Here is a 14,245-nt window from a genome sequence, read left to right on the forward strand (position 1 = left end):
GGGAAGGGAAGCAACTAGGATCGACGGCCTGATGACTGCAACTCTCGTCGCCAAGGATCTCGCCGCCGGCCACGGCGACCGCACCCTGTTCTCCGGCCTGGACCTGGTCGTCGCCCCCGGCGAGGTCATCGGCCTGGTCGGCGCGAACGGCGCGGGCAAGTCGACCCTGCTGCGCATGTTCGCGGGGCTGGCCGACCCCGAGCAGGGGGCCGTCGCCCTCAGCCCGCCGCACGCGACCGTCGGCCATCTGCCGCAGGAGCCCGACCGGCGGCCCGGAGAGACCGTACGCGCCTTCCTGGCCCGGCGCACCGGTGTCGCCGCCGCACAGGCCGAGCTGGACGCCACCACCCAGGCGCTCGCCGACGGCGCGCCCGGCGCCGACGACGCGTACGCCGTCGCGCTGGAGCGCTGGCTGTCGCTGGGCGCCGCCGATCTCGACGAGCGCGCCGAGGAGGTCGCGGCCTCCCTCGGCCTCGGCATCGGCCTGGACCGGGCCATGACCGAGCTCTCCGGCGGCCAGGCGGCCCGCGCCTCGCTGGCCTCCCTCCTGCTCAGCCGCTACGACGTCTTCCTGCTGGACGAGCCCACCAACGACCTGGACCTGGACGGCCTGCGGCGGCTGGAGGAGTTCGTCACCGGGCTGCGCGCGGGCACCGTCCTGGTCAGCCACGACCGCGAGTTCCTGGCCCGCACCGTCCACAAGGTCCTCGAACTCGACCTCGCGCAGCAGCAGGTGACCCTGTTCGGCGGCGGCTACACCGCGTACCTGGAGGAGCGCGAGACGGCCCGGCGGCACGCGCGCGAACGGTACGAGGAGTACGCGGACACCCGCGCCAACCTGGAGCTGCGGGCCCGCACCCAGCGCGCCTGGATGGAGAAGGGCGTCAAGAACGCCCGGCGCAAGGCGAGCGACAACGACAAGATCGGCCGGAACGCCCGCGTCGAGGCCACCGAGAAGCAGGCCGCCAAGGCCCGCCAGACCGACCGGCTGATCGAGCGGCTGGAGGCCGTCGAGGAGCCGCGCAAGGAGTGGGAGCTGCGGATGGAGATCGCCGCCGCGCCCCGCTCGGGCGCGGTGGTGGCGACCCTGCGCGGCGCCGAGGTGCGCCGCGGGGACTTCCGCTTCGGCCCGGTCGACCTGCAGATCGACTGGGCCGACCGCGTCGCGATCACGGGGGCCAACGGCTCCGGCAAGTCCACGCTGCTGGCGGCCCTGCTCGGACGGCTCCCGCTGGACCGGGGCGCCGCGTCCCTCGGGTCCGGCGTGGTGGTCGGCGAGGTCGACCAGGCCCGTGCGCTGTTCTTCGGCGGCGAGTCGCTGCTGGAGGCGTTCGGCGCGGCCGTACCGGAGCTCGCGCCCGCCGACGTCCGCACCCTGCTCGCGAAGTTCGGCCTCAAGGCCGACCACGTGCTGCGGTCGGCCGCGACGCTGTCGCCCGGCGAACGCACCCGCGCGGCGCTGGCGCTCCTCCAGGCCCGCGGCGTCAATCTCCTCGTGCTGGACGAGCCGACGAACCACCTGGACCTGCCGGCGATCGAGCAGTTGGAGTCGGCGTTGGCGTCGTACCCGGGCACGTTGCTGTTGGTGACGCACGACCGCCGGATGCTGGAGGCGGTGCACACGACGCGGCGGCTGCGGGTGTCGGAGGGCCGCGTCACGGAGGACTGACGCCTCGCGGCGGGCGTTGTCCTCAAGCGCCGGACGGGCTGGATTTTCCAGCCCGTCCGGCGCTTGAGGACCGGGGTCTGGGGCGGAGCCCCAGTTGAGGGAAGGGGCGGGGAGGGGAAGAGGCGCCCCGCGAGGGCTACAGCAGGCCCGCCCGCCGCAGCGCGTCCGCCATCGCCCCGTTCACCGGAGCCGCGTCCCGGCCGCCACCGCCGCCGCGCCCCTCGCGGCCGTTGCCGCGCCGCTGCTGCGGGGCGCCGCGCTTCGCGCCGCCGCCGCGGCCGCCGCGGTCCGCGCGCTCGCCGCGGTCCCGGTCGCGGCCCCCGCCTCCGCCGGCGGACGGCGCGTCGTCGTCCAGCCGCAGCGTCAGCGAGATCCGCTTCCGCGGGATGTCGACGTCCAGGACCTTCACCTTCACGATGTCGCCCGGCTTGACCACGTCGCGCGGGTCCTTCACGAACGTCTTCGACATCGCCGAGACGTGCACCAGACCGTCCTGGTGGACGCCGATGTCCACGAACGCGCCGAACGCCGCCACGTTGGTGACGACCCCTTCGAGGACCATGCCCGAGGCCAGGTCGCCGAGCTTCTCGACGCCCTCCTTGAACGTGGCGGTCTTGAACGCGGGCCGCGGGTCCCGGCCCGGCTTCTCCAGCTCGCGCAGGATGTCCGTCACCGTCGGCAGACCGAACTTCTCGTCCACGAAGTCGGCCGGCTTCAGCGACCGCAGCACCGACGTGTTGCCGATCAGCGACGCGACCTCGCTGCCCGTCGTCTTCACCATCGACCGCACCACCGGGTACGCCTCCGGGTGCACGCTGGAGGCGTCCAGCGGGTCGTCGCCGCCGCGGATGCGCAGGAAGCCCGCGCACTGCTCGTACGCCTTCGGGCCCAGCCGCGCCACGTCCTTGAGCGCCTTGCGCGACCGGAACGGGCCGTTGGTGTCGCGGTGCGCCACGATGTTCTCGGCGAGCCCGGCGCCGATGCCCGACACCCGCGCCAGCAGCGGCGCGGACGCGGTGTTCACGTCCACGCCGACGCCGTTCACGCAGTCCTCGACCACCGCGTCCAGGGAGCGCGAGAGCTTCACCTCGGACAGGTCGTGCTGGTACTGGCCGACGCCGATCGACTTCGGGTCGATCTTGACGAGCTCGGCCAGCGGGTCCTGGAGCCGCCGGGCGATGGAGACCGCGCCGCGCAGCGACACGTCCAGACCGGGCAGTTCCTGGGAGGCGAACGCCGAGGCCGAGTACACCGAGGCGCCCGCCTCGGAGACCATCACCTTGGTGAGCTTCAACTCCGGGTGCCTGGCGATCAGTTCGCCGGCCAGCTTGTCGGTCTCGCGCGACGCCGTGCCGTTGCCGATGGCGACGAGCTCGACCGCGTGCTCCTTGGCGAGCCGCGCCAGCGTCGCCAGCGACTCGTCCCACTTGTTCTGCGGGACGTGCGGATAGACGGTGTCCGTGGCGACGACCTTGCCGGTCGCGTCGACGACGGCCACCTTCACGCCTGTACGGAAACCGGGGTCGAGCCCCAGCGTGGCGCGGGTCCCGGCCGGCGCGGCCAGCAGCAGGTCCCGCAGGTTGGCGGCGAAGACCCGCACCGCCTCGTCCTCCGCCGCCGTACGCAGCCGCAGCCGCAGGTCGATCCCGAGGTGCACCAGGATCCGGGTGCGCCAGGCCCAGCGGACGGTGTCCGCCAGCCACTTGTCGGCCGGGCGGCCGCGGTCGGCGATCCCGAACCGCCGGGCCACCATCGCCTCGTACGTGCTCGGGCCGGGGGCCCCGCTGTCCGCGGAGGGCTCCTCCGGCTCCAGGACGAGGTCGAGGACCTCCTCCTTCTCGCCGCGGAGCATTGCCAGCACCCGGTGCGAGGGCAGCTCCGTGAAGGGCTCGGCGAAGTCGAAGTAGTCGGCGAACTTCGCGCCTTCGGTCTCCTTGCCCTCCCGGACCTTCGCGGCCAGCCGGCCCCGGCCCCACATGCGCTCGCGCAGCTCGCCGATCAGGTCGGCGTCCTCCGAGAACCGCTCGGTGAGGATCGCCCGCGCCCCGTCCAGGGCCGCCTGCGGGTCCGCCACGCCCTTGTCCGCGTCCACGAAGGCCGCGGCGGCGGCCGGCGGCTCCACGGACGGGTCGGCCAGCAGCCCCTCGGCGAGCGGTTCGAGACCGGCCTCGCGGGCGATCTGCGCCTTCGTCCGCCGCTTCGGCTTGAACGGCAGATAGATGTCCTCCAGCCGCGCCTTGGTCTCGGCGGCCCGGATCTGCGCCTCCAGCTCCTCGGTGAGCTTGCCCTGCTCGCGCACCGAGTCCAGGATCGCCGACCGCCGGTCCTCCAGCTCCCGCAGATAGCGCAGCCGCTCCTCGAGGGTCCGCAGCTGGGCGTCGTCGAGCATCTCGGTCGCTTCCTTGCGGTAGCGCGCGATGAACGGCACGCTCGACCCGCCGTCCAGCAGCTCGACGGCGGCCTTGACCTGCCGCTCCCGTACACCGAGTTCCTCGGCGATCCTGCCTTCGATGGACATCGTCACGCTCACGCTCGGTTCCTTGTCATCCCGTCCGATCTGCGGTCTGCATTGTGGCAGGTGGCGGGCGCGGAGCGGCGGTGCCGGGTCGGACATGCCGGTGACGGGCCCCCGGGCGGCGGCGTGTGTCAGCTCTTGCCGATGAGATCGGCCGGGAAGGCGCCCGCCGCGAACGCCGCCGTGGTGAACGCCGTCGCCAGCTCCGTCAGCCGCGCGGTGCCCGCCGCGCCCAGGTGCTCGTACGGCGCCCGGTCGAGCCGGTCCGTCGCGTCCTCCAGGGCCTTGCGCAGGTCCGTACCCGCCGGCGTCAGTTCGCCCTCGGCGTCCAGCAGCCCGCGCTCACGCAGCCGGTCCTGGGCCGCCGCCCACTCCTGCGGCGTCCAGCCGCGGGTCGCGAGGATCCACTTCGGGGACATTCCGCGCCCGCTCGCCGTGTGGCTCGCCAGCGCCTCGACGGGGTCGAGACCCGCCTCGACCAGGGCCATCAGATGGCCGTCGCCGCGGTGCTCGCGCAGCAGGGTGGCGGCGTGCCACAGGGCCAGGTGCGGGACCTCCGGGACCGGCAGGTCGGCGTGGGCCGCGTACAGCGGGCGGGCGGCGCGCGAGCACGCCTCGGTGGCCCGCAGCGCCAGCTCGGCGGCCTCGGCCAGCTCCTTCGAGGCGAGCGCCTCCTCGCCCAGCACCCGCCGCAGCACGGAGTCGGCGGCGCGCAGCCGGGCGTCGAGCGCGGCCTGCGGGGAGACCACGTCCCAGGCGGCGGGTATGTGCCGGGCGACCAGCTCGTACTTGAAGTTGAAGAAGGTCGCGGCGACGGTGCCCGCGCCGACCCTGCCGAACGCCGCCGAGCGCCCCACGAAGTACGAGGCGGACCGGTCCTCCAGGCCGAGCGCCGTGAGCTCCCGGTGGTAGTCGGGGGCGAAATAGACGGCGGAGTGGAGCGGGTTGACGACGTTGTGGCAGTGGCGTCCGGCGCGTGCGGGAAGTGTGGTCATGCCCGGCACGTTACCTGCGGGTACGGGTGTCCGGAAGAGGGATCCCGCGATTGACCGACCGGTAGGTATGCCTGGCTGGAACCGCCCGGCGGTCAGTCCGTCGGCGGCGTCCAGGTGAAGCGCGGCGTGCGGCGTTCGAGGAACGCGGCCACCCCCTCCGCCCGGTCGCCGCTGTCCCGCGCCTGCCGCGTCCAGTACGCGATGCGGTCCTCCTCGGCGGGGCCCGCCGCGAACTCCTTCGCCGCCGCCTGCGTCAGTTGAGACCGGGCGGCCAGCACCGCCGTGAACTCGGCCACGCGCTTGTCCAGTCCGCCCGCGGGCAGCACCTCGTCCACCAGGCCGGTGCGCAGCGCCCGCGCGGCATCGATCAACTCGGCCGAGAACAGCAGGTACTTGGCGGTGGCCGGGCCTACCAGCGCCACCAGCCGCCGGGTCGAGGACGCTCCGTAGACGATGCCGAGCCTGGCCGGGGTGATCCCGAAGCGGGCGTCCTCCTCCGCGAACCGCAGGTCGCACGAGGCGGCGAGCTGGCAGCCGCCGCCCACGCAGGAGCCCCGGATCGCGGCCAGGGTCGGCTTGGGGAAGGCGGCGAGCGCCTCCTCGGCGGCCACCGCCAGCCCCTTGGACTCCTCGTCGCCGCCGGTCAGCGCGCCGATGTCGGCACCGGCGCAGAAGGTATCCCCGGCGCCGGTGAGCACCAGGGTCCGCACCGCCGGGTCGGCGGCCAGGCGGTCCAGCAGCACGGGCAGCTCGCGCCACATCCCGATGGTCATGGCGTTGCGTTTGGCGGGGTTGCGGATGACGACCGTGGCGACGCCGTCGGCGACGCCGTGCTCCAGGCGGGGCTTCATGCAGCGGATCGTATCCGGGGGCGCCGAAGCGTCCGGAGCGGCCGGTGAGATCACAGGGGGTCACCAGAGCCTTCGGTGCGCTCCGGCGTACGCGGAAGTAATCGGTCGACTTCCGTCCTCCGGGCGACCTGGAGGGGCTGACACGCTCAAAAGCCGCCAATACTTGCTGACTTGTGGTCAGTAGGCCGGACTATGCCCCGCGATTCCCAACACTCGACGTAGCGGTCGAGCGGCGATGGGTGGGTATCGGTCATGGAGATCCTCGGGAACGTCCCACCTGACCACGGTCGGGCGGCTCCTCGTGCCCGCATGGCATACGAGGGGGTGTGGCGGTTCACCGCCCCCTCGCTGGACTCCTCCGTACCGCGGGCCCGGCACGCCGTGCGCGACCTGCTGGCGCGGCAGGGCGTGCCCGCCTACGGCGACCTCGTCCCCAGCCTGCTGCTGATCGTCTCCGAGCTGGTCACCAACGCCGTCCGGCACGCGGCCCTGCTCTCCCCGGAGATCGCCGTCGAGGTCTCGATCGGCCCCGACTGGGTGCGGGTGGCCGTGGAGGACAACCACCCGTACCGGCCCAAGGCACTGGAGGCGGATCAGGGGCAGACCGGCGGCCGCGGCCTGCTGCTGGTGCAGGCGATCACGGCGGAGGCGGGCGGCGCCTACGACGTCGCGCACACCGCGAGCGGCGGCAAGGCGGTCTGGGCCGCCCTGCCGTTCACCCCGCCCGCCGCGGCGGCGCCCGCTCAGGTCACCAACCCGCACCGGGCCCGGTGAGCTCCCGGATCACCGGGCGGGCGGCGTCCAGCACCGTCGGGAACCAGGCCGAGAACGTACGGGTCTCGCGCAGCCGCGCCAGCTCCCCGGGGGTCACGAACGCGGTCTCCTCGATCTCGGCCGGATCCGGCCGCAGCTCCGCCCGGACCAGACCCGCGAACAGGTGGTTGTACTCCTGCTCGACCAGGCCCGACGCCGGGTCCGGATGGTTGTAGCGGACGGTTCCCGCCTCCCGCAGCAGTGCGGGCGCGACGCCGAGCTCCTCCCCGGTGCGCCGGGCGGCGGCGACGAACGGCGGCTCGTCCGGGTAGGGGTGCCCGCAGCAGCTGTTCGACCAGACGCCGGGGGAGTGGTACTTCCCCAGCGCCCGGCGCTGGAGCAGCAGCCGCCCCGAGTCGTCGAAGAGGAAGACGGAGAACGCGCGGTGCAGGCGGCCGGGTGCCCTATGGGCCGACAGCTTCTCCGCGGTGCCGATCGTCCGACCCTCCTCGTCGACCAGTTCCAGCAGGATCTGGTCCGTGGAGCCGCCCGGGGCGGGAGAGGTGCCGGTGCTGCGGCCGTTGGTGGGTGTGATCGACATTGACCATCCTCGTCGTCGGTCCGGAATCACCAAGTCTGACGCAATCCTGCCCGGCTACCGGCAGGATCTGGCCTCGTGCTCCGCATGTCCACCGGGCTCCAACTGGAACGTGCAATGGGTGACGTCGAAATGCTCACCCAGACAGCCCTGCAGGTCGTGCAGCATCCGCTCGTGTCCGGCCGCGTCCAGCATTCGCGGGCTGACCACCACATGCGCGGACAGCACCGGCATTCCCGAGGTGATCGTCCATACGTGCAGGTCGTGCAGGTCCTCCACCCCGTCGACGGAGAGGATGTGGGCCCGCACCTCCGCCATGTCCACATCCTTGGGCGCCGCCTCCAGCAGCACGTTCAGTGTCTCCCGCAGCAGCTTCCAGGTCCGCGGGACGATCATCAGCGCGATCAGCACCGAGGCCACCGGGTCGGCCGCCTGCCAGCCCGTCGCCAGGATGATTCCGGCCGAGATCAGGACGGCGACCGAGCCCAGCGCGTCGGCCAGCACCTCCAGGAAGGCGCCCCGTACGTTCAGGCTGTCCTGCTGCCCGGGCAGCAGCAGGGCCAGCGACACGGCGTTCGCGGCAAGGCCGATCGCACCGAAGACGAGGGTCAGCCCGCCCTCGGTGCCGGCGGGGGAGGCGAGCCGGCGCACCGCCTCGACGAGGATGTAGCCGCCGACCCCGAACAGCAGCAGGCAGTTCCCCAGCGCGGCCAGGATCTCGGCGCGGGCGTAGCCGTAGGTGCGGCGCGCGCTCGGCGGCCGGTTGGCGAAGTGGACCGCCAGTAGCGCCATCGCCAGACCGAGCGCGTCGGTCGCCATGTGCCCGGCGTCCGCCAGCAGCGCCAGCGAGTCGGCCACGACGCCACCGGCGATCTCCACCGCCATCACCGCCAGGGTGATGCCCAGGGCGCACCGCAGCCGCCACTGGTGGGCGGCCGTCGCCGTGCCGTGGCCGTGACCGTGGCCCGTGCCCATAGCTCCTCCCGTCACCGGTAGCCCCGCTCACGGGGCCTCCCGTTCACAGGGGTTCCCGTCACCGGGAACGCCTGTGACGGGAACGCCTGTGATCCCAGTGAACTACGGCGGGGCGCCGGTCCGGGCGGGCCACCACGGCGGGTAACCCGGGTCAGCCGCGACGCGCCTCCGGATGGCGCAGGCACCAGCCCTCCCACGCCGACTCCACCATGGACCGCACGTCGTGCCGGGCGGTCCAGCCCAGCTCCTTGCCGATCAGCTCGGTCGAGCCGACGACCCGCGGCGGGTCGCCCGCCCGGCGCGGCTCCACCACCGGCGTCAGCTCCGTACGCCCGGTGATCTCAAGGATCAGATCCGCCATCTCGCGTACCGAGACGCCCTGGCCGGTGCCGATGTTCACCGTCAGGTCGCCCGCGCCGCGCTGCCCGGCCAGCCGGCGGGCCACCGCGAGATGCGCGGAGGCCAGGTCCTCGACATGGATGTAGTCGCGGACGCAGGTGCCGTCCGGGGTCGGGTAGTCGGTGCCGAAGATCCGCGGGGACTCCCCGTGGGTGATCCGCTCGAACATCATCGGGACGAGGTTGAACACCCCGGTGTCGGCCAGCTCGGGCCGCGCCGCACCCGCCACGTTGAAGTAGCGCAGACAGGCCGTGGAGATCCCGTGCGCCGCACCGGTGGCCCGGACCAGCCACTCGCCCGCCAGCTTGGTCTCGCCGTACGGGTTCACCGGGTGGCAGGGGGTCTCCTCCGTGACCGGATCCGCGTCCGGACTCCCGTAGACGGCCGCGGAGGACGAGAACACGAAGCTGCCGATCCCGGCCGCGGCGACCGCCTCCAGCAGCACGGTCAGCCCGTGCACGTTCTCGCGGTAGTAGCGCAGCGGCTGCTCGACGGACTCCCCGACCTGCTTGGCGGCCGCGAGATGCACCACCCCCGTCACGCCGAGGTCGGCGAACGTCGCGTCCAGCAGCTCGCGGTCGAGTGTGGAGCCGGTCACCAGGGGGACGCCGGCCGGCAGCCGCTCGGTGACACCGCTGGACAGATCGTCCAGCACTGCCACGCTCTCGCCGGCCTCCGCCATCGCCCTTACTACATGTGCCCCGATATATCCGGCACCGCCGGTGATCAGCCATGTCATGACGGCACCCTATCCACGTGCCGCAAGGAGGGCGTTTGTCGGGGGAGCGCCGATCCACCATGATGATCGCGGCAAGGCGTGAACCGTCGGTCACCCGATCGGGCGGTGAATGTGCGGTGAACGGATGCTTCCGTCCATCCGATAGCCTCTGCCGACATGCCGCCGCCCGCGCAGGGCCGTGTGGCACATGCCGCCCGCTGCCCGGACCGCCGTGGCCGGGTCTGGCCGCCATGCCAGATGCCAAGGAGTGAGTTCGTCTGTCGACCGCCATTCTCACCGGTCCGCCGGTCGTCGGCTCGTCTCTCGAGGACGACCTTCGGTCGCTGGGGTTCGACGTGCGTATGGCGGCTGACGCCGCCGAGGTAGCGACGGAGCTGGCCGCCGTGCCGGCGGGGGAGCGGGTCGCGGTCGTCGACACCCGTTTTCTCGGCCACGTGCACGCGCTGCGGCTTGCCCTGACCGACCCGCGTTTCCCGGCGGCCGCGGTCCCGGGCGCGATGACGGCGCAGCCGGAAGCCCGTGCGGCGCTCACCGAGGCGGTTGTGGGCATTCGTGCCGCTGGGGCGGAACGGGTGGGCACAACCGCACCCGCACCCGGCGACGATGCGCCTACCCCCGCCGGAGCTGTCCCGTCTCGTACGCGTGTGCAGCCCGGTGGGCCGGTTGTGCCCACCCGTTCCGCCCTGCGGAACGATTGCCCACAACCGGTGCCGGATGTGCTGGCCCATGAGCTGGACGCCGCAGGCGTCAGCGTGCACCGGCCCGAGCTCGGTGTGCTCGTCGCCGCCGTGCCCACGGACCCGCAGGACAGGGCAAGCGCGCGGGCCGACATCGCTGCCGTCGACGACGAATCCGTCCGGCTGCGCAGCGCCGTGAAGTCCCGCGACGGGTTCTTCACCACCTTCTTCATCAGCCCGTACTCCCGCTACATCGCCCGCTGGTGCGCCCGCCGCGGCCTCACCCCCAACCACGTCACCACCGCCTCCCTCCTCACCGCGCTGATCGCCGCCGCCTGCGCCGCCACCGGCACCCGCCCCGGGTTCGTCGCGGCCGGCGTCCTGCTGATCGCCTCCTTCGTGCTGGACTGCACCGACGGGCAGCTCGCCCGCTACTCGCTGCAGTACTCCACCCTCGGCGCCTGGCTCGATGCCACCTTCGACCGCGCCAAGGAGTACGCGTACTACGCGGGCCTCGCGATCGGCGCCGCCAACGCCGACGGAGACGACGTATGGGCGCTGGCGCTCGGCGCGATGGTGCTCCAGACCTGCCGGCACGTCGTCGACTTCTCCTTCAACGAGGCCAACCACGACGCCACCGGCAACACCAGCCCCACCGCCGCCCTCTCCGACCGGCTCGACAGCGTCGGCTGGACGGTCTGGGCGCGCCGCATGATCGTGCTGCCCATCGGCGAGCGCTGGGCGATGATCGCCGTGCTCACCGCGTGTACCACGCCCCGCATCACGCTGTACGCGCTGCTCATCGGCTGCGCGCTGGCCGCCTGCTACACCACCGCGGGCCGCGTGCTGCGCTCCCTGACGCGGAAGGCGCACCGGACCGACCGGGCCGCGGCCGCGCTCGCGGACCTCGCCGACTCCGGGCCGCTCGCCGAAGGCTTCGCCGCGGCCTTCAAGAACCCGGCCCGCGCGCTGCCCGGCTTCGCCGCCCCGGCCGTGGCCCTGCTCGGCGGGGCCGCGATGGTCGCTGTGGCGGCCTTCACACCCTTCGGCGGCCCGTGGCCGCTGCTGGCCGCCCTCGGCTACGCGCTGGCCGCCGGTCTCGCGGTCGCCCGGCCCCTCAAGGGCCCCCTCGACTGGCTCGTACCGCCGTTCTTCCGGGCCGCCGAATACGGCACCGTCCTGGTCCTGGCCGCCAAATCGGACGTGAACGGGGCCTTGCCCGCGGCTTTCGGACTGGTGGCGGCCGTCGCCTACCATCACTACGACACGGTGTACCGCATCCGCGGTGGCACCGGCGCGCCCCCGCACTGGCTGGTGCGGGTGATCGGCGGGCATGAGGGGCGGACACTGGCCGTCGCGGCCGCCGCCGCTCTCTGGCAGAACCAAGGTTTCACTTTTGCGCTGACGGCCCTCGCGGGCGCGCTGGCGCTGGCGGTGCTCAGCGAGAGCATCCGCTTCTGGGTGGCCGCCCATAAACGGGGTGCACCCGCCGTACACGACGAATCAGGAGAACCCGCATGATCGGCCTCGTGCTGGCCGCCGGCGCCGGACGGCGTCTGCGTCCCTACACCGACACTCTGCCCAAGGCCCTGGTGCCCGTGGACGGCGAGACGACCGTCCTCGACCTGACCCTCGGCAACTTCGCGGAGATCGGCCTGACCGAGGTCGCGATCGTCGTCGGCTACCGCAAGGAGGCCGTGTACGCGCGCAAGGAGGCCCTGGAGCAGAAGTACGGCCTCAAGCTCACCCTCGTCGACAACGACAAGGCCGAGGAGTGGAACAACGCCTACTCCCTGTGGTGCGCCCGTGACGTCATCGCCGCCGCCGACGGCGTGATCCTCGCCAACGGCGACACCGTGCACCCGGTCTCCGTCGAGAAGACCCTGCTCGCCGCCCGCGGCAACGGCCAGAAGATCATCCTCGCCCTCGACACGGTGAAGAACCTCGCCGACGAGGAGATGAAGGTCATCGTGGACCCCGAGAAGGGCGTCCAGCGCATCACCAAGCTGATGGACCCGGCCGAGGCCACCGGTGAGTACATCGGCGTCACGCTCATCGAGCAGGCGGCGGCCGCCGAGCTCGCCGAGGCCCTGAAGACCACCTTCGAGCGCGACCCCGACCTGTACTACGAGGACGGCTACCAGCAGCTCGTCAACGACGGCTTCAAGGTCGACATCGCGCCGATCGGCGACGTCTCGTGGGTCGAGATCGACAACCACGACGACCTCGCCAAGGGCCGGGAGATCGCATGCCGGTACTGACCCGGCTCATCCCCTCGCCCGTCGTCGTCGACATCTCCCCGGGCGCGCTGGACGACCTCGCGGGTCTCCTGGCCGACCAGCGGATCTCCGCCTCCGGCAAGCTCGCCATCGCCATCAGCGGCGGCTCGGGCGCCAAGCTGCGCGAGCGGCTGGCGCCCGCGCTGCCCGGCGCGTCCTGGTACGAGGTCGGCGGCGGCACCCTGGACGACGCGATCAAGCTCGCCGACGCCATGAAGAAGGGCCACTACGACGCGGTGGTCGGCATGGGCGGCGGCAAGATCATCGACTGCGCGAAGTTCGCCGCGGCGCGGATCGGCCTCCCGCTGGTCGCCGTCGCCACGAACCTCTCGCACGACGGCCTCTGCTCGCCGGTCGCCACGCTCGACAACGACGCCGGCCGGGGCTCGTACGGGGTGCCCAACCCGATCGCGGTCGTGATCGACCTGGACATCATCCGCGAGGCCCCGATCCGCTTCGTGCGGTCCGGCATCGGCGACGTCATCTCCAACATCTCCGCCGTGGCCGACTGGGAGCTCTCCCACAAGGAGACCGGCGAGGCGATCGACGGACTGGCCGCCGCCATGGCCCGCCAGTGCGGCGAGGCCGTGCTGCGCCACCCCGGCGGCGTGGGCGAGGACAGCTTCCTCCAGGTGCTGGCCGAGGGCCTGGTCCTCACCGGCATCTCGATGTCCGTCGCGGGCGACTCCCGCCCCGCCTCCGGCGCCTGCCACGAGATCAACCACGCCTTCGACCTCCTCTACCCCAAGCGGGCGGCCAGCCACGGCGAGCAGTGCGGCCTGGGCGCGGCCTTCGCCACCCACCTGCGCGGGGACAAGGAGACCTGCGGCCAGATGGTCGAGGTGCTGCGCCGGCACGGGCTGCCCGTCCTGCCGACCGACATCGGCTTCAACGAGGACGAGTTCGTCAAGGCGGTGGAGTTCGCGCCGCAGACCCGGCCCGGCCGCTACACCATCCTCGAACACCTGAACCTCTCCACCGACGCGATCAGGGACGCATACGCCGACTATGCAAAAACCATCGGTAGCTGAACTCCGCCCGGTCGTTCACCCCCCGGGGGTGAAGGACCGGCGGAGCGGTGAGCACTGGGCCGGCCGGCTCTACATGCGCGAGCTCTCGCTGCGCATCACCCGGCACCTGGTGAACACGCGGGTCACGCCCAACCAGCTGACCTATCTGATGACCCTCGCCGGTGTCCTGGCGCTGCCGGCCCTGCTGCTGCCGGGGATCGCCGGGGCGCTGCTCGGCGTGCTGATGGTCCAGCTCTACCTCCTGCTCGACTGCGTCGACGGCGAGGTCGCCCGCTGGAAGAAGCAGTACTCGCTCGCCGGTGTCTACCTGGACCGGGTCGGCGCGTACCTGTGCGACCTCGCGGTGCTGGTCGGCTTCGGTCTGCGCGCCGCCGACCTGTGGGGCGACGGCTCGCCCGAGTGGCTGTGGGCCTTCCTGGGCACGCTGGCCGCGCTCGGCGCCGTCGTGATCAAGGCCGAGACCGACCTGGTCGGCGTCGCCCGGCACCAGGGCGGGCTGCCGCCGGTGCAGGAGGCGGCGGCCGAGCCGCGCTCGTCCGGGGTGGCACTGGCCCGCAAGGCCGCCGCGGCGCTGAAGTTCCACCGGCTCATCCTCGGCATCGAGGCCTCGCTGCTGATCGTGGTCCTGGCGGTGCTGGACCAGATCCGGGACGACCTCTTCTTCTCGCGCCTGGGCGTGGCCGTGCTGGCCGGCATCGCCGTCCTGCAAACCCTGCTTCACCTCGTGTCCATCCTCGCGTCGAGCAGGCTCAAGTGAACGCGGC

The 14,245-nt window shown here is 72.7% G+C and carries 12 protein-coding genes; 6 read left to right on the forward strand and 6 right to left on the reverse strand.

Features of this window, described 5'->3' with window-relative positions; translation table 11 throughout:
- Nucleotides 1–31 precede the first annotated feature (31 nt).
- Nucleotides 32–1,669 carry an ABC-F family ATP-binding cassette domain-containing protein gene (locus tag Q3Y56_RS28585; protein ID WP_304464671.1) on the forward strand — a complete coding sequence of 546 codons (1,638 nt, stop codon included), beginning with the start codon at nucleotides 32–34 and terminating at the stop codon, nucleotides 1,667–1,669.
- Between the two features lie 136 nt (nucleotides 1,670–1,805).
- Here the strand turns inward: Q3Y56_RS28585 and Q3Y56_RS28590 are convergent, their stop codons facing one another.
- The 3 genes from Q3Y56_RS28590 to Q3Y56_RS28600 form a co-directional block, all read right to left on the reverse strand.
- Nucleotides 1,806–4,193 carry a Tex family protein gene (locus Q3Y56_RS28590; RefSeq protein WP_304465838.1) on the reverse strand — a complete coding sequence of 796 codons (2,388 nt, stop codon included), beginning with the start codon at nucleotides 4,191–4,193 and terminating at the stop codon, nucleotides 1,806–1,808.
- A gap of 122 nt (nucleotides 4,194–4,315) precedes the next feature.
- A complete protein-coding gene (locus Q3Y56_RS28595) occupies nucleotides 4,316–5,179 on the reverse strand; it encodes a hypothetical protein (RefSeq protein WP_304464672.1) in 864 nt (287 codons plus the stop codon).
- 92 nt (nucleotides 5,180–5,271) lie between these two features.
- On the reverse strand, nucleotides 5,272–6,030 hold the full coding sequence (locus Q3Y56_RS28600) for an enoyl-CoA hydratase/isomerase family protein (protein WP_304464673.1): 759 nt from the start codon (nucleotides 6,028–6,030) through the stop codon (nucleotides 5,272–5,274).
- A 252-nt stretch (nucleotides 6,031–6,282) separates the two neighbouring features.
- On the opposite strand from Q3Y56_RS28600, the gene Q3Y56_RS28605 reads away from it, so the two are divergent.
- On the forward strand, nucleotides 6,283–6,804 hold the full coding sequence (locus Q3Y56_RS28605; protein ID WP_304464674.1) for an ATP-binding protein: 522 nt from the start codon (nucleotides 6,283–6,285) through the stop codon (nucleotides 6,802–6,804).
- On the opposite strand, the gene idi is transcribed toward Q3Y56_RS28605, so the two are convergent.
- The 3 genes from idi to galE form a co-directional block, all read right to left on the reverse strand.
- A complete protein-coding gene (gene idi / locus Q3Y56_RS28610; protein WP_304464675.1) occupies nucleotides 6,779–7,384 on the reverse strand; it encodes an isopentenyl-diphosphate Delta-isomerase in 606 nt (201 codons plus the stop codon). The two genes, Q3Y56_RS28605 and idi, sit on opposite strands and share 26 nt — an antisense overlap.
- Nucleotides 7,385–7,438: 54 nt before the next feature.
- Nucleotides 7,439–8,356 carry a cation diffusion facilitator family transporter gene (locus Q3Y56_RS28615; RefSeq protein WP_304464676.1) on the reverse strand — a complete coding sequence of 306 codons (918 nt, stop codon included), beginning with the start codon at nucleotides 8,354–8,356 and terminating at the stop codon, nucleotides 7,439–7,441.
- A gap of 151 nt (nucleotides 8,357–8,507) precedes the next feature.
- A complete protein-coding gene (galE, locus tag Q3Y56_RS28620) occupies nucleotides 8,508–9,494 on the reverse strand; it encodes a UDP-glucose 4-epimerase GalE (protein WP_304464677.1) in 987 nt (328 codons plus the stop codon).
- 257 nt (nucleotides 9,495–9,751) lie between these two features.
- Here galE and Q3Y56_RS28625 point away from each other — a divergent pair, with 257 nt between their 5' ends.
- From Q3Y56_RS28625 to Q3Y56_RS28640, 4 genes are read left to right on the forward strand one after another with little or no spacing between them, the layout of a single operon-like run.
- Nucleotides 9,752–11,692: a DUF5941 domain-containing protein gene (locus Q3Y56_RS28625; protein WP_304465839.1), complete on the forward strand. Its 1,941-nt coding sequence runs from the start codon at nucleotides 9,752–9,754 to the stop codon at nucleotides 11,690–11,692.
- The gene (locus tag Q3Y56_RS28630; RefSeq protein WP_304464678.1) at nucleotides 11,689–12,432 is read left to right on the forward strand and encodes a phosphocholine cytidylyltransferase family protein; all 744 of its coding nucleotides are present in this window, start codon (nucleotides 11,689–11,691) and stop codon (nucleotides 12,430–12,432) included. The genes Q3Y56_RS28625 and Q3Y56_RS28630 overlap by 4 nt, the downstream gene beginning before the upstream one ends.
- A complete protein-coding gene (locus Q3Y56_RS28635) occupies nucleotides 12,420–13,481 on the forward strand; it encodes an iron-containing alcohol dehydrogenase family protein (protein WP_304464679.1) in 1,062 nt (353 codons plus the stop codon). The genes Q3Y56_RS28630 and Q3Y56_RS28635 overlap by 13 nt, the downstream gene beginning before the upstream one ends.
- Nucleotides 13,459–14,238: a CDP-alcohol phosphatidyltransferase family protein gene (locus Q3Y56_RS28640; RefSeq protein WP_304464680.1), complete on the forward strand. Its 780-nt coding sequence runs from the start codon at nucleotides 13,459–13,461 to the stop codon at nucleotides 14,236–14,238. The genes Q3Y56_RS28635 and Q3Y56_RS28640 overlap by 23 nt, the downstream gene beginning before the upstream one ends.
- Nucleotides 14,239–14,245 lie beyond the last annotated feature (7 nt).

Source organism: Streptomyces sp. XD-27, from assembly GCF_030553055.1.
Taxonomy (GTDB): domain Bacteria; phylum Actinomycetota; class Actinomycetes; order Streptomycetales; family Streptomycetaceae; genus Streptomyces.